We start from the raw sequence: 19,180 nt of genomic DNA, 5'->3' as shown, positions 1-19,180 counted from the left end.
GCTTAATATTAACAGAAAAGTCTGTGTTTTTCGATAAAACTAAAAAAACAAGTAAATGGATTGATATTAATAATAGTCTGGGTGTCATTTAGAAAGGTATTTTTGGAATAAATGTAGAAAGATACTAAATGAATATTTACAACAATAGAAAGGAATAACCATGATAAAAGAGATTAATTTTCGAGATGATCGCTTAGTAAAGGAACTATATGAATTACAAAGAGCATCTTACCGCATTGAGGCAGACTTAATTAATTTTTACGAAATACCGCCTTTGGTTGAGACGATAGAAGAATTAAAAAATTGTGGCGAAACCTTCATTGGGTATTTTGTAGGGGATGAGTTAGCAGGAGCTATTTCCTTCACGAATAAAGAACGAAAAGTCACGATTTGCCGTATGGTTGTCCATCCCAATCATTTGCGAAAAGGAATTGCGCAAGAACTATTGGCTTGTGTTGAGATTAATCTTTCAGACTATACAGTGATTAATGTATCGACCGGGAAAGATAACACTCCTGCAAAAAATTTATATCTAAAAAATGGTTTTCACTTAGTCGGTGACATAGAAGTTGTTCCTGGTTTATTTATCAGTAATTTCGAAAAAAGAAAGGATGGATGAAATGACAGTAAAAGACAAATCTACTTTCTCACACAAACAATTAGCTGTAAAATGCTTTAATGCAACCTGGGATTTATTGGATATGACTGACAGGACGAAAGAAGAGGAAGAAAGAATGCTTCATCTTGCTCATTCTTCTTTCTGGCATTGGACACAGGTAGACAATCATACTCCTAAAAATCTATCAATTGGATATTGGCAGCTTTCAAGAGTCTATGCAACAGTTGGTAATGGCGAGCGAGCATACTTTTATGCAGAACGCTGCTTAGATATTAGTTTAGAAAGCAATATTGAACCGTTTTACATCGGATATGCGTATGAAGCATTAACCCGTGCCAATGTCCTTTTAGCCCAAAGTGATCCTGCAAAATTGCATTTACAGCTAGCTATTGAATACGCTCAAAAAGTTGAAAACGAAAATGAAAAAGAAATGCTTTTGAACGATTTAAAATCAATAGCAATTTAATATGGTCCTCCCATATTAAAATTTAAAGGAGCCAATTTGGGCTCCTTAGTTGTTTAAATTGAGAAAGATAGTAGGGTTTGTTATTTAAAAATAATGTAATTTTGGTTCAAGCAAATGTATTTTTTAAAAATAAGGAAATGATAAAACTAACTATGACAGGAAACTGTTCAATTGAGGAGATTTCATGGTCATTACCTTTTATTTCGTCATAAGCTGGCTGATGGTGGGATTGCTCACTTTTAATCGAAAAAAAAGCTGGGGCACAAAAATGGAAGTTACTTTTCTTGTTTTCTTAAGCTGCCTCATAAATACACATACTTATTTAGGGCTGTTTGAGACATTTAAATGGATGAAAACAACAACAGAGCCAAAATTATATATTGCTTTTCTTCTTTTTCGCAGTGTGTTTATTCCATTTTGTCTCTCATATTTCACACTTATCATAATGAATTACTCTCAACTTAAAAAGTTGGTCTTCATCTTAATTTATAGTCTTCTCATTTTACTTCTTGATAAATTCAATCTTAACAATGAATTGTATAGCTTCAAGAAATGGAATCATGTTTTTACCATAGGATATTATTATCTTTTTTTATATTTTATGATCATTGCAATGAAATGGTTTAGAGGACTGAAGGAGGGAAAAGGGGATGATGTGGACAGAAAAAGGATTTGGACTAAATGATTACTTTGTCCTAGCTGCCGTGATTGTTTCCTGGGGCATCTACTTCTTGCTTCCCAAAATTTTTTCTAAGCAAATGATTGTTTTTATTTTTTTATACTCCTTAACGATCTCGAGCATTTTTGATAACTCGTTTGGAGCAACACCGATTGATTTATACGATATTATGGACGGTCCGGCATATACTTTTATGGATATACCTGTCTATCTCCTTTATCCACCTGCTGGATATATTTTCTTATTTCTTTATCAGAAACTTCAAATTCGTGATCATCACCTAGTGTTTTTCATCATGGCTTCAACAGCTGTTTCATTAGGCACCGAATGGATTTACCATAAGTTGGGTGTTTTTCACTATAAAGACGGATACAATATGATCTATTCGATTTGTATCTATCTGTTTGTTCAATCTCTTTTTGTTCTATTCTTTAGAATACTTAAACCTTACCAATATGTTCATGGAGGTGTTGGGTTTGCTACAACCAAAAGCAGGCATTGATGCAGGCGGATCACTTGTTAAGTTTGTTTTTCAGGAAAATAATAAACTTCATTATAAAAAGTACCCCATCAACCAACTTAGTGCAGCGATAACCTGGTTAAACATTACTGCACCAAATGTAAAAGTAACCGTGACGGGTGGAAAAGCCCATCTGATTCAACAAAATTTTTTTCAAAGCGCGGTATCCGTTCCTGAGTTTCAAGCTACATGTGAAGGTGCACGGATTTTATTGCTTGAGGAATGCAAAAAAAGCGATCATCCCTTTTTACTCGTTAACATTGGAACGGGGACTTCCTGGTACCTAGTTGCTGGAGAAAAGTATGAACGCATTCTTGGGAGCGGAATGGGTGGAGGCACATTTACTGGGCTAGGCTCTCTGTTAACCAAAAATGAGGAATTTCATGATCTGATTAACCTTGCCAAACAAGGAGATAAAGAGAATATTGACCTCCTTGTAAAGGATATATATGAATCTGCCGAACCACCAATTGATGGCCATTTAACTGCGGCTAATTTTGCCAAGGGCCTAAAAGTGAAACATTCGGCTGCCGACAGAATAGCGGCTGTAGTGAATATGATTGCAGAAACCATAGTCCTTTTAACCTTACAGGCTGCCGCCATTCATCAGGTTAAAGAAGTTGTCCTTATCGGCAGCACATTGCTTGGAAATGATTCTTTCAAGACAACTCTAGAATACTATTTGTCAAGATTAGGGCTAAAGACTATTTACCTAGATAAAGGGGAATATTGCGGGGCGATCGGGGCTTTTTATTTTGTCTAAAAATGTTCGCTTGAACAATGATTTCATAAAAGCTACAGTAGAGAGGTAGACCGATAAAGTAGGTGGCAAACTTGGAAAAACGATACTTTACAATTGGAATGGCGGGACATATCGACCATGGGAAAACCTCCTTAACAAAGGCACTTACTAATGTCGATACCGACCGTTTAAAGGAAGAAAAAGAACGTCAAATCTCGATTGAGCTCGGATTTGCTCCATTATATGAAGATGATGAGATTCAAATTTCTGTCATCGATGTTCCTGGACATGAGCGGTTTATCCGGCAAATGATTGCTGGAGTGGCAGGAATAGACCTAGTCGTGCTGGTTGTTGCAGCAGATGAAGGAGTGATGCCACAAACGCGTGAACATCTTGATATATTAAAATTCTTAGGTGTAAAAACAGGTTTAGTGGCTATTACGAAAATTGACCGGGTAGACGGGGAATTTATTGATCTAGTCAAAGATGATATTTTAACAGAACTGACTGGCACAGTTTTCGAGGATTCTCCTTTTGTGCTTGTTGACAGCCTTTCCCATAAGGGAATCGAGGAAATGAAAGAATTAATTATCAAGAGGTTAAAAGAACAAGAGATGCGCGATGCTAAAGGTGCATTCCGTTTGCCAATTGACCAGGTTTTTACCGTTAAAGGCCAAGGAACCGTTGTCCGCGGGACCGTTTATGAGGGAAGTGTTGAAGAAGGGCAGAGTTTACTAATTATGCCACAAGGGATAGAAGTCCGTGCCCGGCAGATCCAAGTTCATCATAAATCAGCACAAAAAGCATATGCTGGACAACGCGCGGCTATCAATCTTTCAGGTGTTTCAAAAGAAGACCTCGAGCGCGGGGATGTGTTGGTTTCTTCCGAACATTTTATTGTTACAAAAACTATTGATGTGGCCATTCGTGTTGTTGAAGAACTCGAGCATTTGGTTAAACAACGAATGCCGATTAAACTACATATTGGAACAGCAGAAGTTATGGGAAGAATCGTTTTCTTTGACCGCAACGAGATTAAGGAAGAGAATGGGGAAATCCTTTGTCAGCTAAGGCTTGAAGATGAGATTCTCACGAAAAGAGGAGACCGTTTTATCCTAAGAAGGCCAAGCCCGCAAGAGACGATAGGCGGTGGCTGGGTTATTGACCCAAGGGGCCATAAATATCGATTTGGTAATCAAACCATTGATGAATTGGAAAAGAAAAAAGTAGGAACACCGAAAGAACGGATTTCGGCAGCATTGGTCGAAGCTAAAAGCCTGCCATTATCTGAGTTAATTAAGCGGACTGCACTTGATGAAGCAACTTTAACCGGTCATTTACGTGATGAAGAATTTGTTTTATACAATGGGAAGGAATATACACTTCAGCTATTAATCAATGCAATTGAAGAGGATATTTTTGATAGATTGCAGGATTATCATCAGATCAATCCAATGAAAATGGGAATAAATAAAGCAGAACTTTTACAAACGATGCAAAAAAGATTTCCTAAGACCTTATTGGATTTCGTCGTCGAAAATGGGATTGCGAATAGTATTTTTAAACGCAAAGAACAGTTTGTATCGTTAGCGACTTTTGTTCCGCATGTGCCGAAAAGCTGGGCGAAGCGGACAGAAAATATGCTGGAGGAACTAAACAAGGACGGATTAAAGGTTCGTTATTTAAAAGACTATTTTGGAGCAGCCGGTATTCCTGACAACCTTGTTTTTGATTTACTGCGGTTCCTTGAGGACCAGCAGCTAATTGTTCCATTAGATGAGCAGTTTGCTTATCATGGAGAGGTTTTTAAAGCAGCTGTTGAAAGACTTCGGAGTCAAACGGGTTCTGAGTTTGAAGTGGGAGAGGCGAAAGATGTGCTGGATCTTTCACGGAAATACATGATCCCTTTTTTAGAAAGGCTGGATGCAATGGGGCATACCAAGCGAGTGGAAAATAAGCGGGTATGGAAAAAATAAATAGGAAAAAGCCTCGATTCCTTGCTGGATTTCGAGGCCTTTTCAATTTGACATTAGGATAGAAACTCAGTTGGATTTAGTCCAAGCTCACGGCAGATGTCGGCAACCATTTGTTGTTCATTTTGATCAAAATGACCATCAGCATAACCTATTGCGATACAATACCTGGCGACTAGACGGGCGATTTCAGGTTTTGTTCTAATTTTTCCAAGAGCACGGAAGGCTTCTGCACGGCCCGACATGCGGTCATGTTCCATTTTAGAAATAAACATATTGAATTTTTGAATGACTTTAGTAGTATCAAAAACTCGTAATTCCTCACTTTGATGGACAAAATCGAGCATCTTTTGCCGTTCAGAAGCATCCAAATACCCATCAGCCATGGCAACTAATGCACAGGCCGCTACAACTGCATCGAGGACATCCTGGCTTTTATAGCGATTAAATATTTCTTGCGCCTTCCTTTTTTGAGTATTGGCCCATTCCATATAATCTGTATTAGAAGGGGACCAAGTGCTTCCACAGTTGTTGCAAGTAAACTTTAATTGATTTTTTCCAATAAAACCGCCTAGGAGTCCTACAGGACCAAGGATCAATCCTCCGACTGCGGCTTTCCCAAGACCGAACCCCTTCTTACCTGTCCTTACGTTCGAAGAGTGGCAGCGTGGACAAATGATTTCATCACCGCCATATGTATGATGAGAAGAAGCATGAGACGATTGTGCTGGATAGCCATAAGCAGGCTGCCTGAATGATGAATCAGGCTGCAGATGAATGGGCTGCTGAAAGGTATGTTGGTTATTTTGACTTTGCCTGTATGGATCATATTGATTTTGGTTTTGCTGGCTCGGATTACTTTGCTGAAAAGATGAAGAACTGTTCTGGTTCTGCTGGTAATTTTGCTGAACATGGGTTGGTGTGGATGGTACGACAGCTGGTGGATCGTCCACTGTAATTCCAAAATTACGACATAATGCCGCTAATCCACCTTGAAATCCACTGGCAATCGCATTAAATTTCCATTCTCCATTATGACGGTATAGTTCTGCAGCAACAATCGCCGTTTCAACTGTGAAATCCCTACCTAAATTAAATCTTAATAATTCCTCATTCGTCAGTTCATTAAAAATACGGACATAAGAATCGGAAACCTGTCCGAAATTTTGCCGTTTCACTTGGGCGTCATGAATCGTAATTGTAAAAGCAATCCGGTGAATATGCTCAGGGACTTTGTTTAAATCGATCCTGATTTGTTCGTCATCCCTAACTCCAGAACCAATCCGATTATCTCCGCTGTAAAGGATGGAACCATTTCCTCCTGAAGGATTGTTGTAAAATACAAAATCTTGATCGCTGTTTACTTTGCCAGTTGGTCCTAATAAAAAAGCAGAAGCATCTAGATCATAATTAGAACCAAGATGATTAATATTCCATCCCAGCCCCACGACAACGTTTTGCAGGCCAGGGTGAGATTTAGTCAAATCCACCTTTTGCCCCTTGCTAAGAGTAACACCCACACTTTTCACTCCTAATCTTTTTTTATGGATAGTATAAATCTATTTTCCAAAAAGGGAAAAATTTCTTTTTCAATATTAATATGTACGTTTAACATTCTGAAAAGTTTCATTTACATTCCTTTAAGGAAAAGTTAAGGAACGAATTGAATAATAGTCTTATTCCAAATTTATTATGTCCATGCCCCGGTGCTTGGATTAGAAAAGGAGTAAGTGATATGAAAAAATGGATCTACATAGCATTAGGTGTTCTAGTCGTGGGTTTTGTTGGCTATCAATGGTATGCTTCAAAAACGAATGCGCAAACCACGACTGCAAAAGTGAGGACTGCAGTTGTCCAAGAAGGCAAACTTGAGGTGAAAATCAGTGGATCCGGAACTGTACAACCCGTTACCAGTGAAGATATCAAGTCAACAATAGATAATAATGAAATCGATGAAGTGTTGGCGGCGGCAGGGGAGGAAGTAAAGAAAGGGGACGAACTCATCACCTTTACCGACGGCAGTGATCCGATTACAGCACCTGCTGATGGAATCGTTACTACTTTTGCTGTTACTGCCGGAGAACGAGTAACCAGTGGACAAGTTGTTGCCCATTTAACAAACTACAAAGATTTACAAACTGTTGTTCAAATTGACGAGCTGGATATTCCAAAAATAAAAACTGGGCAAATAGTTAGTTTAAAAGTAAATGCCTTTTCTGATCAAACCTACACAGGAAAAGTTACAACTGTGTCAGAGGAAGGGACATCAACAAATGGCGTGTCTACCTTTGATGTGACGATTCATATTGATAAACCTGACAACCTTAAAGTAGGAATGAGCACAGAAGCAAGTATTCTTACGGCTAGTAAAGAAAATGCCCTTTATGTGCCGTTGGATGCTATTTACACCTCGAATAATCAAAAATATGTCATTATTTCCTCTTCAGACTCAACGGATCAAAGTACTGGAAGCGAGCAAAAAAACGTTAAAACAGGTTTGGCTAATGAGGATTATGTGGAAATTACCGAAGGTGTTGTAGCAGGAGAAACCGTTCAATTGCCTCAATTAGCTACAGGAAGTTCCACTAATAATAGCCAAAGAATGATGCAAGGCGGCGGTTTTGGCAGCGGCATGGGCGGTTTCAGCAACATGGGCGGTATGAACCGTAACGGAGGTGGACAAGGACAATTTAGTGGGAGGAGTGGAAACTAATGAGGAAACCAATTATTCAAATAAGTAACTTAATGAAAACCTATAAACTTGGCGGTGAAACGGTTCACGCTTTAAATAATGTATCACTGGATATCGAAAAGGGTGAATTTCTAGCTATCATCGGTCCTTCTGGTTCCGGCAAGTCCACTCTGATGAACATGATTGGCTGCCTCGATAGGCCTCAGGCAGGCAAGTACCTCCTTGATGGCAAGGACATTGGCAAAATGAATGATAATCAATTAGCAACGATCAGAAACCAAAAAATCGGCTTTATTTTTCAAAATTTTAATTTGTTAACAAAACTAACAGCTATTGAGAATGTCGAACTACCCTTGTTATATAGCGGGGTTCCGGCAAAGGAGCGTCGGGAAAGGGCTTTAGAGGGACTAAGCAAGGTTGGACTGAAAGAGCGTGCGGGTCATTTGCCGACCCAGCTTTCAGGCGGTCAACAGCAGCGGGTCGCCATTGCCAGGGCCCTTGTTGGCAATCCCGCAATCCTGCTCGCCGATGAGCCAACCGGTGCATTGGATAGTAAAACAAGCAAAGAAATTTTGCACGTCATGAAGGAATTGAACGAACTGGGCCATACGATCATATTAATTACCCACGATTTAGCAATTGCCAAGCAAGCAAATCGCATGGTCAGCATTCAAGATGGTCAATTGCAAGTGAACGGGGGTGAACTAGTTGGGAATTTTGCAATCTATTAAAATGGCCCTTCGCAGCATTAAAAGTAATAAACTGAGGTCTACATTAACGATGCTGGGGATGATCATTGGTGTTTCCTCGGTCATTGTCCTTGTATCTATTGCACAAGGTTCGGCACAAAACGTTACCAGCAGGATTAATCAGCTAGGAACTAATCTATTAACGATTAATACCTTTGGGACAGATTTAGCTTTAACAGAAGATAAAATTAGCGAACTAAGTAAATTGAATGGGGTCAAAGCCGTGTCTCCAGTCGTTTCCGGTCGTGTCAATGTTAAAAAGGATAGAACCACTTCCCAGGTAACGTTAACTGGAACGAATGCGGCTTACTCCACAGTGCGTGATACCAAGGTTAGTGCGGGCCGTTTCATTACCGACCTTGATATTGAATATCGACAAAAGATAGCAGTTATTGGCTCAGAAACGGCTTCTACTTTTTTTGGAGGTACAAACCCAGTCGGGCAGTATCTCCAAATTGAAGGGACCTCCTTTAAAGTAGTTGGCGTGTTAGTTTCTAAAGGAAGCTCGTTAGGACAAAGCGGTGATAATGTCGTGCTTGTCCCGCTTAGTACTGGACAGCGTTTAGTGAAAAGCACGTCGATTAATCAAGTATATTTACAAGGAAAAAGCGAAGATCAAATGGATTATGTAATGAATGAGGTCGAAATGGCAATGGCCTCGATGTATCCTAACAAAAGTGATTCCTATAGTGTAACAAATCAGCAAGATTTAATGGATACGATGAGTTCTGTAATAGATACGATGACCATGATGTTAGGCGGTATTGCCAGCATTTCCTTGCTGGTTGGCGGCATTGGCATAATGAATATCATGCTCGTTTCCGTTTCAGAACGAACGAAGGAAATTGGAATTCGAAAAGCAATTGGGGCCAAAAGACGTGATGTTCTTCTTCAGTTCCTCATTGAAGCAGTCGTTTTAAGTGGTGTTGGCGGACTGATTGGTATCTTGGCTGGAGTAGGGATTGGGAAACTATTATCGTCGATTTTAAGTTTAACCGTTTCCTTTACATCATCCGTCATCCTATTATCATTCTTATTCTCATTGGTTGTCGGAGTGGTGTTTGGTGTATTCCCTGCTAATAAAGCATCGAAATTGAACCCAATCCAAGCCCTTCGATATGAATAATTTGGTAAACAGCGGACTCGTGTATGCTGCGACCGCTTTGTTTACTATATAATGATATAGAAAATATGCCCTCATTAATTGGAGAGATCAATATGCGTTTATTAGTTGTAGAAGACAATCTTCCTTTATTAGAATCAATTGTTGAGTTATTATCAGATGAGTTTGAAGTGGATCAGGCATCCAACGGTGAGGACGCTTTATTTTTGGCGATGCAAAATATTCATGATGCCATTGTTCTCGATGTCATGATTCCTGAAATTGATGGATTTGAAGTCCTGCAAACAATTAGAAGAGACGGGATCAAAATACCCGTTCTGTTTCTTACCGCCCGGGATTCCTTAGAGGACCGTGTAAAAGGATTGGATAGCGGCGGTGACGATTACTTAGTTAAGCCATTTCAAGCAGCTGAACTTAAGGCAAGAATCCGGGCCCTGTTAAGAAGAAGCGGCAGTTTAACGACAAATCAAACGATTCAGTACCGGGGAATTGAGCTCCTCGGGAAAGAGAGAGATATCCTTGTTGATGGTGATTCTATTAAGCTTACGACCAAGCAGTACGAGTTATTGGAATATCTGATTCAAAACAAAGGCGTCATCTTAACGAAAGAACAAATTTATGACCGAGTGTGGGGGTTCGATTCTGATACGACAATTGCGATCGTTGAAGTGTTTATGCACCATCTTAGAAAAAAACTGGAACCATATGGGTATCATTCGGACATAAAAACCATTCGTGGCGTAGGCTATATGCTTAACGAAGAATAGGAGTACTTTATGTTTCGTCAAACACATATTAGACTGACATTGTTAAACTCCTTGGTTTTTATTGTGTTAATCAGCATTCTTGGAAGTATTATTTATTTTTATACTGAAAATAGATTATATAAGGATGTTAACGAGTCTTTATTAGAATCGGTTAATCATTTTCAAAACCAGCAGGAGCCTGCTGGGCCTGGGAATATTCGTGATGGTGATGGTGGTCAGGTGCCAAGATTCATGCGGAGAGACCCGAGGATTACCACTTTAATATGGAACGAGAAAAATCAACTCTTGGTTGAACAAAACCGAGAGTCTGAACTTTTCCAAGATAATGAGAAAATGATTCGCCCCAAAAAGTTGAACGTTTTACAAGATGTCGATGTAGAGGATTTTTCGTTTCGATTTATCGCTTTCGAGGTTGAACATCCTCAACTTGGAAAAATAAAGGTCCAATTCATTCGGAATGTCAACTCGGAAAAGGAATTATTGGATAGGCTCCTTATCATCATCCTAGTTGGCTGTGGAATAGGTGTGCTTTGCGCCATCGCATCAGGTTATTTCTTAGCAGGGAGATCGCTTGTTCCGATAAAAAAAGCCTGGCAGAAGCAGCAAGAATTTGTTTCCGATGCTTCACATGAGTTAAGGACGCCGCTCGCGGTAATCCAGGCGAAGACGGATTTATTGTTCCGAAGCCCTAATGCCACGGTACAGGATAAAATTCTTGATGTTTCGGCCATTTCAACCGAATCAAGACGAATGTCCAAGTTGGTGGCGAATCTTTTAACACTTGCTCGGTCCGATTCCGATCAAATCGAAATGAAGAAAGATTCATTCCAATTGAATGATCTTTTAAAGGAAATTATTCAGCACTATGAAGAAATCGCCATGTACCAAGAAAAGTCCCTGCGCTTAGAAGCCAACGAACCAGTTACTTTTTTGGCGGATAAGGAAAGGATTCACCAGCTGATTGTTATTTTGTTAGATAATGCCATGAAATACACGAATGAAGGCGGGGATATTCTCCTTTCCTGTAAACAAACTCATTCTTCAATCATCCTTGAGGTAAAAGATAACGGTATAGGCATTCCTGAACAAGACATTCCGAAAATCTTTGACCGTTTTTACCAAAGTGATAAGGCCCGGACGGCTGCTGAAGGAACAGGACTTGGGTTATCGATTGCTAAATGGATAATTGAAAAACATCACGGGAAGACAAAAGTGCAAAGTACCCTTGGTAAGGGAACGACAATTGAAATAATTTTTCCAAGAGCCCAAAAAAATTAATTTTGGGTTCTTTTTTTAAGAAAATCTTAAGGAACCTCCTTCATAATTAGCTTATTAATTTTGTACAAGCACATAATGTACAGCACGAAAACACGAAGGGAGTCCAATCAATATGAAAAAAATGAGAAGGGCGCATTTATGCATCGGCTTAATTGCCTCTGTTTTAATCTTTATGGAGTCGATTACTGGTTTACTCATGAATGAGCCATGGTTAATTGGTCAATCACAGTTTGAGGGAGGGAGAGGGAATTTCCAGCCGGGACAATTTAACCAAAGGCAATTTAATCAAGGTCAATTCAATCAAGGTCAAGGTAATCCTCAAGATTCCGGACAAGCCAACGGTCAAATGCAAGGCCAGTCAAATGGTCAATTCCAAGGACCTCCGGGGTTTGGGGGAAATGGAAACTTCGCTGGCAGAATACGCGGTGAAGGAATGGGGCAGGGCTCTTTCCTAAGCACGATAAGAGGTCTCCATGAAGGAAGAATAGGAAACACAAATATCAAATGGTTGATCGACTTAACGGCAATTGCCATGATATTCTTAACTAGTTCAGGAATCTATCTATCACTTAAAGTTCTTAGCGCTGATCGAAAAAGAAGAAAGCGTCAACAAGAAAATTTTGAGGTATTAGTAGATTGAAACCTAGAAAAAGCACACTATTTCGGCTCGTGTGCTTTTTCCTTTCCCGTATCTATTCTACAATGATTGTTCCTTTAAACATATGCATACCGCAGCTGAAGGTAAATTCTCCTGATTTGTCAGGAGTAAACGTGAGATTCGTGATACCTGTCTTAAGATTCACGTTGGTAATATTAAAGTCTGGAATCATAAATGTGGATAAACAACTATTTTCCAGTGGATTTTCGATTACTAGCTCCACTGGTACCCCTTTTTTAACGCGGATGACATTAGGTGAATAGCCCTTATCCGTTACAAGCATTTTCACTTTTGGTGAGCTTTCCTTTGTAACATCAACCTCTGTTTTAGGCATATCCTGACTGCTTGAATTCTGAGTTGTTTGGGCTTCTGCGCTTTCTGCTTTACCAGGAATTTTGACCATATCGCTCGAATACATAAATAAAAACAAGGATACGAGCACGACGCCAGCCCCAATAATGGCATATGGTGAGAGCTCTTCGGTATTAATCGAATACTTATTATTTGTCGTAACAAAAATATAAACAATGACAAAACCGATGATGAGAATATAAAAACCTACTAAAATACCTAATAAAATTGTCGGGTTAATGAATTGAAGAAATACTCCCAAAATCGCTCCATTTATACCACCCATCAATCCTGCAATCGAGCCCATCAATATCGCCAATATTCCAATTGGATGTCCTGCCAAGAAACCAATGACGAATCCAATAATCATACTGACTCCTACGACAAGAAATGTCTCCCCAGAAAGGATTCCGATGATACTCCCTGAAAGAAGACCTGTAATCACCGCAATAACCATGCTAATCATGACCCCTGGCGTACCTTGCAGTTTGCGTTTATGACGGTAAACTAGAAAAATTGAATAGCCGGTACCAATCGCAACAAGGGCTGCTGAAATCAGCGAAAAAATATTCATTTTTTTGTCTCCTCTTATGTCGTTACTTGTTTTTTTGATTAAACAACATAAGAATATTATAAATGCAAATATTCATGATGGAGTTATCAGCAATTGAACGTTTTATGAATATTAGGGCTGTGAGTTATTTTCTTTTTCTTTATCAATAGTATTTTTAAAAATACGTTTTAGGGATTCATTTTGCATTCTAATAAGTTCAAGCAATAATTCTTTTTCTTCATTTTCTTGATCCAGCTCATCCTTATCTTTCTTCATGCGAATCACCCCATTATTTCTAATATTTGCATTTTAACTGATTTAGTTATAAGTTGAAAGCAGTTTTTTGGCCATTGAAGAAATATATGCCAAAATATAATTTGACATTTTGCAATGGGACATATATAATTTTCAAAAAATACTATTGAAACATTGACGAGGATTAGTAAACTGAAAAGGTCTTATCAAGAGAGGAAACCATTGGTGCGAGGTTTCTTAAGACAGTCATTTGAACCTGCCTCTGAGTTCTGTATCGGATATTTTGAAGATACATGCGGATAAAATCCGTTATCATGCAAAGAGTTTAAAGCAATTTTGCTTTATGAATTTAGGGTGGTACCGCCAGGCCTTGGTCCCTTTTTAGGATCAAGGCCTTTTTCTATTTAATTTTAATAATGAGGTGTCAAAAATGGCAAAGGAATTTGTAAAAGATGTAACCAGCATGGACGAGGATTTTGCCCAGTGGTATACAGATGTAGTAACAAAAGCAGATTTAATCGATTACTCAAGCGTCCGCGGTTCGATGATTATCCGCCCATACGGCTATGCATTATGGGATAATATTAAAAATGAACTAGACCGCCGCATTAAAGAAACCGGGCATGAAAATGTGTATATGCCATTATTTATACCTGAGAGCCTGCTTCAAAAAGAAAAGGATCACGTTGAGGGGTTTGCACCTGAAGTGGCGTGGGTTACACATGGCGGTTCTGAAGAATTGGCTGAAAGATTAGTGGTTCGTCCAACTTCAGAGGTTCTATTTTGCGAGCACTATAAAAATATCATTCATTCTTATCGTGATCTTCCTAAGCTGTATAACCAATGGGCTAACGTGGTTCGCTGGGAAAAAACTACCCGTCCATTCCTTCGGACATTAGAGTTTTTATGGCAGGAAGGCCACACCGCCCATGCGACAGATGAGGATGCAATGGAAGAAACGATTAAAATGCTGAATGTTTATGCAGCCATTTGTGAAGAAATCCTTGCAATTCCGGTTGTGAAAGGGCAAAAGACCGAAAAAGAAAAATTTGCCGGTGCAAAAGCTACTTTTACAATTGAGAGCTTAATGCATGATGGAAAAGCATTGCAATCAGGAACTTCCCACCATTTTGGTACAGGTTTTGCTGAAGCGTTTGGAATTCAGTACACAGACAAAGAAGGAAAGCTGCAGTATGTTCACCAAACATCTTGGGGCTTTACCACAAGAATTATTGGCGCCTTAATCATGGTTCACGGTGATGACCGCGGCCTTGTGATTCCGCCAAAAGCGGCGCCAACTCAAGTGATGATTGTGCCAATTGCTCAGCATAAAGAAGGCGTTCTTGATTTTGCATATGATTTGAAAAAGTCTCTTGGGGCTGTTGCTCGTGTTGATATCGACGCCAGTGATAAAAAGCCAGGCTGGAAATTCAATGAGTACGAGATGAAGGGAATTCCAGTTCGCTTAGAAGTTGGTCCAAAGGATATTGAAAACAAGCAAGTTGTATTAGTAAGAAGGGATACCTTAGAAAAGGTAATTGTTCCTTTAAATGAATTAGAATCGAAGTTAGTTGAATTACTAGATGACATTCAAAGCAATTTATATAACAAAGCATTAAAGCATCGCGAGGAAAGAACATCTGTAGCGTTGACGCTTCCTGAATTAAAGGAATCATTGGATTCACAGCCAGGATTCATCAAAGCAATGTGGTGCGGCGAATTAGCTTGTGAGGAAAAAATTAAAGAAGATACGACTGCAACATCCCGTTGCATCCCATTTGAACAGGAAAATCTTTCTGACAAATGTGTTTGCTGTGGTAAAGAAGCGAAACAGATGGTTTATTGGGCAAAAGCATATTAAAAGAGCAATATGAGAGGTCTTTCCGTTTCCGGAAGGACCTTTTTTATAGAAATATGCTTTGAAAATAAGCCGCAAGATGCCAGTGAATATTTTTATCGGCGAATTTTTGGAGTTTATCGGCGAATCTGACCGGTTTATCGGCGAATTTTTCATTTTATCGGCGAATCTAGCATATATATCGGCGAATCGCTTTTCGAAAAAAGGAATACCCAAATTTATAGCGAATTAAAAATATTTAGGAGGAGGGCTAAACGAATGAAACCTATACTTATTGATTTTCCAGAAGAATTTTACACAGAGAGATTGATAATCCGCAAGCCAATGCCTGGTGACGGCTCTGCTGTTTACGAAGCGATGCAAGCTTCATTAGAGGAACTGAAACCATGGATGCCTTGGGCACATCATGAGCAAACTGAGCACGATGTTGAGGCGAATATGAGGGATGCCCATGCAAAATTTCTAACAAGAGAAGACTTACGCTTGCATCTTTTTGATAAAGAAACAGGCAAATTTATTGGCTCATCCGGACTGCATAGAATCAACTGGGATGTTCCAAAATTTGAGATTGGGTATTGGATAGATTCGCGTCAAAGTGGAAAAGGGTACATAACAGAAGCAGTTCAGGCAATAACGGAATTTGCTTTTGAAAAGCTAAATGCTAGACGCGTTGAAATCCGCTGCGATTCAAAAAATACCAAAAGCAGTGCGATCCCTGAAAAATTAGGATTCACATTAGAGGGTATTTTGAAAAATGATTCCAAATCGGCAGACCAAAATGAATTAAGAGATACCTGTGTCTATTCTAAAGTAAAATAGGCATATAAAAAGAGTGCCCTTCATTTTTCGGGTACTCTTTTACATCTTATTTATCACTTAATCTAGTATGTAGGTTTTCAAATAGAATTTCGTAATCGCCAAATATTCGCGCGAATACGATTTCAATACGGCCGTCCATGGAGTTTTTGCCGGAAGTCCCTGTAAATCTAGGCCTTGCTTATTAGCTATTGAGACTGCTCGGTAGATGTGAAAAGTATTCGTTACCACCACACCATTCTTTGCATCCTTTGGAATAAGCTTTTTAGAAAAACGAATATTTTCATAAGTATCAGTGGAATGATCTTCTAATATAATCCTAGATTCACTAATATTTTGTTTAACTAATTCCCTTTTAATCGATTCCGCTTCTGAAATCTGCTCTCCTGGACCTTGTCCCCCTGAAGCAATAACAATCGTATTCTTGTTTTCCTTTAAATAATTAGCAGCGGCATCTATTCTGCTGGCGAATGCCTGTGAAGGAACAGTCCCTTTAACTCTTGCCCCTAGGACAATCAAATAATCTGCATTCTTAGGTGCTTCCATATTGCTATATTGACTGATTTTAAATTGTAAAAATCCAACATAAATAAGTCCAAAAGCTATAAAAACTCCAATCAATAAAAACCCACTTTTCTTCTTTTTCATCGATTCAAATCCATTTCTTTTTTTATCTAATATAAATTATTATACAAGATAAATAAGAAAAAGGACTGTGAATATCAGTCCTTTACTCACAAACCCACGAAAGTCCCAGTGTACCTACACCCGTATGCACTCCTGCAACTGTAATGAGCATTAATATTTCTGTATCTATATTAGGAAAGGTGTCTTTGACCATTTTATCAAGTTCTTCAGCCCTTTGTAGATCGTTGGCAAGTACAATGGCTACCTTTCGAACTGTTTTTGTTTCTAGGTCTTCTTTTAATTTATTAACTAGCCAGGCTAGGGATTTCTTGTCAGTGCGAACTTTATCTTTTATTGTTGCAGCCCCGTCTTCAATGGCTAAAATTGGCTTGATATTGAATAGAGATGCTAATAATTTTTGACCGCCAGATACTCGCCCGCTTTTGTGAAGTTGATCTAAATTGGAAGGTACTAAATATAATCGACTGTCCTTACGATAATCATTTAAATTGGCGATCACTTCGTTAACATCCAACCCCTGCCCCACCAGTTCAATACCTCTTTTGATTAAAAAGGAAAGTGGATAAGAACCAATTTGTGAATCAATCGCATACAATTCAAAATCTTCCATTCCAGCTGCCATAACAGATGATTGATAAGTACCAGTTAAAGTACTTGAGGCATGGATGGCGATTCCAAAATCATAATCTTCCTTTAATTTATGATACAGTTCTACAAAATCATTAATGGAGGGCTGAGATGATTGAAACTTCCCGTCCTCATTTTTCATTCGATCATAAAATTCCTGTTCGGAGATATCGATTGTCTCCTTATAAAATTCGTCATTAATCACTACGTGCAATGGGATGACGTGGATTTGATGTTGCTCAATAAATTCTTTACTTAATGATGCAGTTGTGTCGGTGATCCATGCAATTTTGGCTTTCTTCATATAATACTCATCCTTCAATGGTTTATCCGATTTATTAATTCCTAAACTTCTACTTGATTTAACGTTATAAAAATGGTCACGATATGACTAGTTACATTTGTCATAGCTAAAAGTGAACTTTTTGTGAAATATCTTTTCGAAAATTACTTAAAGATTATAAAGTGTGATTTGAATCACTTAGTCGCTGTGAATTTATCCATATAATCACTATGGATATAGGGAAAATAAGTAAGGAGTGTTTATAGTGCTAGACAAAAAAACCATTGAAATTATTAAATCAACAGTACCGGTATTAGAACAACACGGAGAAAAAATCACAACTCGCTTTTATCAGCTAATGTTTGGAAATCATCCTGAATTATTAAACATTTTTAACCATGCCAACCAAAAACAGGGCAGACAGCAAAAGGCACTTGCTGGAACGGTTTATGCTGCTGCCATGTATATTGATAACCTTGAAGCGATTCTTCCAGTTGTTAAACAAATTGCTCATAAGCATAGAAGTCTTGGAATTAAGCCAGAGCAGTATCCGATCGTCGGAAAACATCTTTTATTAGCGATTAAAGATGTGTTAGGTGATGCGGCAACGGATGAAATTATTGATGCATGGGCCCAAGCCTATAACATCATTGCGGATGCCTTTATTAGTGTTGAGGCAGAAATGTACGATGAAGCCGAAAACCAGAAAGGCGGTTGGGAAGACTTCCGTAACTTCGTGGTAGACCGGAAAGTAATCGAAAGTGACGTTATTACTTCATTTTACTTAAAACCAGAAGATAAAAAAGAAATTGCGGACTTTATTCCTGGGCAGTATATCAGTATTAAGTTAGAAATTGAAGGCGAGAAGTTTACACACATTCGTCAATACAGCCTTTCAGATGCACCAGGTAAAGATTACTATCGAATTAGTGTAAAGCGTGAATCTGGTCTTCAATGTCCTGATGGTATGGTTTCTAATTACTTACATGATGAAGTAAAAGAAGGGGACATTTTAAAGGTAAGTGCTCCTGCAGGTGATTTTATCCTCGATACCAATAAAACAACACCAGTTGTATTTTTAAGCGGCGGAGTCGGATTAACGCCGATGATGAGCATGCTTAAAACCGTGGTCGAGATTCAACCTGAACGCAAGGTTACCTTCGTCCATGCCGCAGCAAATGGCAATGTCCATGCACTTAGGGATGAAGTAGAAGAGTTGGCTCAGCTTGATAACGTAACTTCCTATTTCTTCTATGATTCACCGACAGAAGAAGATCGTAAGAACAAATGCTTCGATGTGGAAGGATATGTAACCCGAGAATGGTTAAAAGACAAAGTTGCAATTGAAAATGCTGATTTTTATTTCTGTGGTCCAATACCATTTATGAAAGCTATTAATGGCTTCTTAAAAGATTTAGGGGTAAATGATGAAAGAATTCATTATGAATTCTTTGGACCAAAGGGAGATTTAGAAAAATAATAGATAGGGTTGCCGGTTTCCAATCAGGAAATCGGCATTTTTC

The 19,180-nt window shown here is 38.8% G+C and carries 19 protein-coding genes and 1 other annotated feature; of the genes, 14 read left to right on the top strand and 5 right to left on the bottom strand.

Translation table 11 applies throughout. From position 1 onward, the window contains the following. The first annotated feature begins 160 nt into the window (after positions 1 to 160). From ABES02_RS25105 to selB, 5 genes are all read left to right on the top strand, one after another. Positions 161 to 619 carry a GNAT family N-acetyltransferase gene (locus tag ABES02_RS25105; protein WP_430140504.1) on the top strand — a complete coding sequence of 153 codons (459 nt, stop codon included), beginning with the start codon at positions 161 to 163 and terminating at the stop codon, positions 617 to 619. Position 620: 1 nt separating this feature from the next. Further along, positions 621 to 1,085, top strand: a complete 465-nt coding sequence (locus ABES02_RS25100) for a hypothetical protein (RefSeq protein ID WP_430140503.1) — start codon at positions 621 to 623, stop codon at positions 1,083 to 1,085. Positions 1,086 to 1,735: 650 nt separating this feature from the next. Continuing rightward, positions 1,736 to 2,266 (top strand): hypothetical protein, encoded by a 531-nt coding sequence (locus ABES02_RS25095; protein WP_430140502.1) that lies wholly within the window; start codon positions 1,736 to 1,738, stop codon positions 2,264 to 2,266. Beyond that, positions 2,241 to 3,047: a type II pantothenate kinase gene (coaW, locus tag ABES02_RS25090; protein ID WP_430140501.1), complete on the top strand. Its 807-nt coding sequence runs from the start codon at positions 2,241 to 2,243 to the stop codon at positions 3,045 to 3,047. The genes ABES02_RS25095 and coaW overlap by 26 nt, the downstream gene beginning before the upstream one ends. A gap of 71 nt (positions 3,048 to 3,118) precedes the next feature. Further along, positions 3,119 to 5,002, top strand: a complete 1,884-nt coding sequence (gene selB / locus ABES02_RS25085) for a selenocysteine-specific translation elongation factor (RefSeq protein ID WP_430140500.1) — start codon at positions 3,119 to 3,121, stop codon at positions 5,000 to 5,002. A 53-nt stretch (positions 5,003 to 5,055) separates the two neighbouring features. Here the strand turns inward: selB and ABES02_RS25080 are convergent, their stop codons facing one another. Next, positions 5,056 to 6,519 carry a TerD family protein gene (locus ABES02_RS25080; RefSeq protein WP_430140499.1) on the bottom strand — a complete coding sequence of 488 codons (1,464 nt, stop codon included), beginning with the start codon at positions 6,517 to 6,519 and terminating at the stop codon, positions 5,056 to 5,058. A 215-nt stretch (positions 6,520 to 6,734) separates the two neighbouring features. Between ABES02_RS25080 and ABES02_RS25075 the strand changes: the two genes are divergently transcribed. The 6 genes from ABES02_RS25075 (at position 6,735) to ABES02_RS25050 (ending at position 12,248) form a co-directional block, all read left to right on the top strand. Continuing rightward, entirely contained in the window at positions 6,735 to 7,712 is a 978-nt protein-coding gene (locus tag ABES02_RS25075; RefSeq protein WP_430140498.1) for an efflux RND transporter periplasmic adaptor subunit, read from the top strand. After that, positions 7,712 to 8,422: an ABC transporter ATP-binding protein gene (locus ABES02_RS25070; RefSeq protein WP_430140497.1), complete on the top strand. Its 711-nt coding sequence runs from the start codon at positions 7,712 to 7,714 to the stop codon at positions 8,420 to 8,422. The genes ABES02_RS25075 and ABES02_RS25070 overlap by 1 nt, the downstream gene beginning before the upstream one ends. Beyond that, on the top strand, positions 8,400 to 9,566 hold the full coding sequence (locus ABES02_RS25065) for an ABC transporter permease (RefSeq protein ID WP_430140496.1): 1,167 nt from the start codon (positions 8,400 to 8,402) through the stop codon (positions 9,564 to 9,566). Before ABES02_RS25070 ends, ABES02_RS25065 begins: the two co-directional genes overlap by 23 nt. Positions 9,567 to 9,658: 92 nt before the next feature. Beyond that, positions 9,659 to 10,330: a response regulator transcription factor gene (locus ABES02_RS25060; protein ID WP_430140495.1), complete on the top strand. Its 672-nt coding sequence runs from the start codon at positions 9,659 to 9,661 to the stop codon at positions 10,328 to 10,330. Positions 10,331 to 10,339: 9 nt separating this feature from the next. Continuing rightward, positions 10,340 to 11,608 (top strand): sensor histidine kinase, encoded by a 1,269-nt coding sequence (locus tag ABES02_RS25055; RefSeq protein ID WP_430140494.1) that lies wholly within the window; start codon positions 10,340 to 10,342, stop codon positions 11,606 to 11,608. A gap of 112 nt (positions 11,609 to 11,720) precedes the next feature. Beyond that, on the top strand, positions 11,721 to 12,248 hold the full coding sequence (locus tag ABES02_RS25050) for a PepSY-associated TM helix domain-containing protein (protein WP_430140493.1): 528 nt from the start codon (positions 11,721 to 11,723) through the stop codon (positions 12,246 to 12,248). Between the two features lie 52 nt (positions 12,249 to 12,300). On the opposite strand, the gene ABES02_RS25045 is transcribed toward ABES02_RS25050, so the two are convergent. Continuing rightward, positions 12,301 to 13,191 (bottom strand): cupredoxin domain-containing protein, encoded by an 891-nt coding sequence (locus ABES02_RS25045; protein ID WP_430140492.1) that lies wholly within the window; start codon positions 13,189 to 13,191, stop codon positions 12,301 to 12,303. A gap of 111 nt (positions 13,192 to 13,302) precedes the next feature. After that, positions 13,303 to 13,446, bottom strand: a complete 144-nt coding sequence (locus tag ABES02_RS25040) for a hypothetical protein (protein ID WP_430140491.1) — start codon at positions 13,444 to 13,446, stop codon at positions 13,303 to 13,305. A 144-nt stretch (positions 13,447 to 13,590) separates the two neighbouring features. After that, positions 13,591 to 13,807 (top strand) — a binding site (T-box leader). A 48-nt stretch (positions 13,808 to 13,855) separates the two neighbouring features. On the opposite strand from ABES02_RS25040, the gene proS reads away from it, so the two are divergent. Next, positions 13,856 to 15,286, top strand: a complete 1,431-nt coding sequence (gene proS, locus ABES02_RS25035) for a proline--tRNA ligase (RefSeq protein ID WP_430140490.1) — start codon at positions 13,856 to 13,858, stop codon at positions 15,284 to 15,286. Positions 15,287 to 15,541: 255 nt separating this feature from the next. Then, positions 15,542 to 16,102 carry a GNAT family N-acetyltransferase gene (locus tag ABES02_RS25030; protein WP_430140489.1) on the top strand — a complete coding sequence of 187 codons (561 nt, stop codon included), beginning with the start codon at positions 15,542 to 15,544 and terminating at the stop codon, positions 16,100 to 16,102. 57 nt (positions 16,103 to 16,159) lie between these two features. On the opposite strand, the gene ABES02_RS25025 is transcribed toward ABES02_RS25030, so the two are convergent. Beyond that, entirely contained in the window at positions 16,160 to 16,747 is a 588-nt protein-coding gene (locus tag ABES02_RS25025; protein WP_430140488.1) for a YdcF family protein, read from the bottom strand. Between the two features lie 82 nt (positions 16,748 to 16,829). Further along, positions 16,830 to 17,678 (bottom strand): DegV family protein, encoded by an 849-nt coding sequence (locus tag ABES02_RS25020; protein WP_430140487.1) that lies wholly within the window; start codon positions 17,676 to 17,678, stop codon positions 16,830 to 16,832. Between the two features lie 244 nt (positions 17,679 to 17,922). Between ABES02_RS25020 and hmpA the strand changes: the two genes are divergently transcribed. Further along, complete coding sequence (hmpA, locus tag ABES02_RS25015) at positions 17,923 to 19,137, top strand: NO-inducible flavohemoprotein (RefSeq protein WP_430140486.1); 1,215 nt, start codon at positions 17,923 to 17,925, stop codon at positions 19,135 to 19,137. Positions 19,138 to 19,180 lie beyond the last annotated feature (43 nt).

The sequence above is a fragment of the Neobacillus pocheonensis genome (genome assembly GCF_050477905.1).
GTDB lineage: Bacteria > Bacillota > Bacilli > Bacillales > Cytobacillaceae > Neobacillus > Neobacillus pocheonensis_A.
Note: the sequence above shows the minus strand (reverse complement) of the source record. Positions and strands in the feature narration are given on the sequence as shown.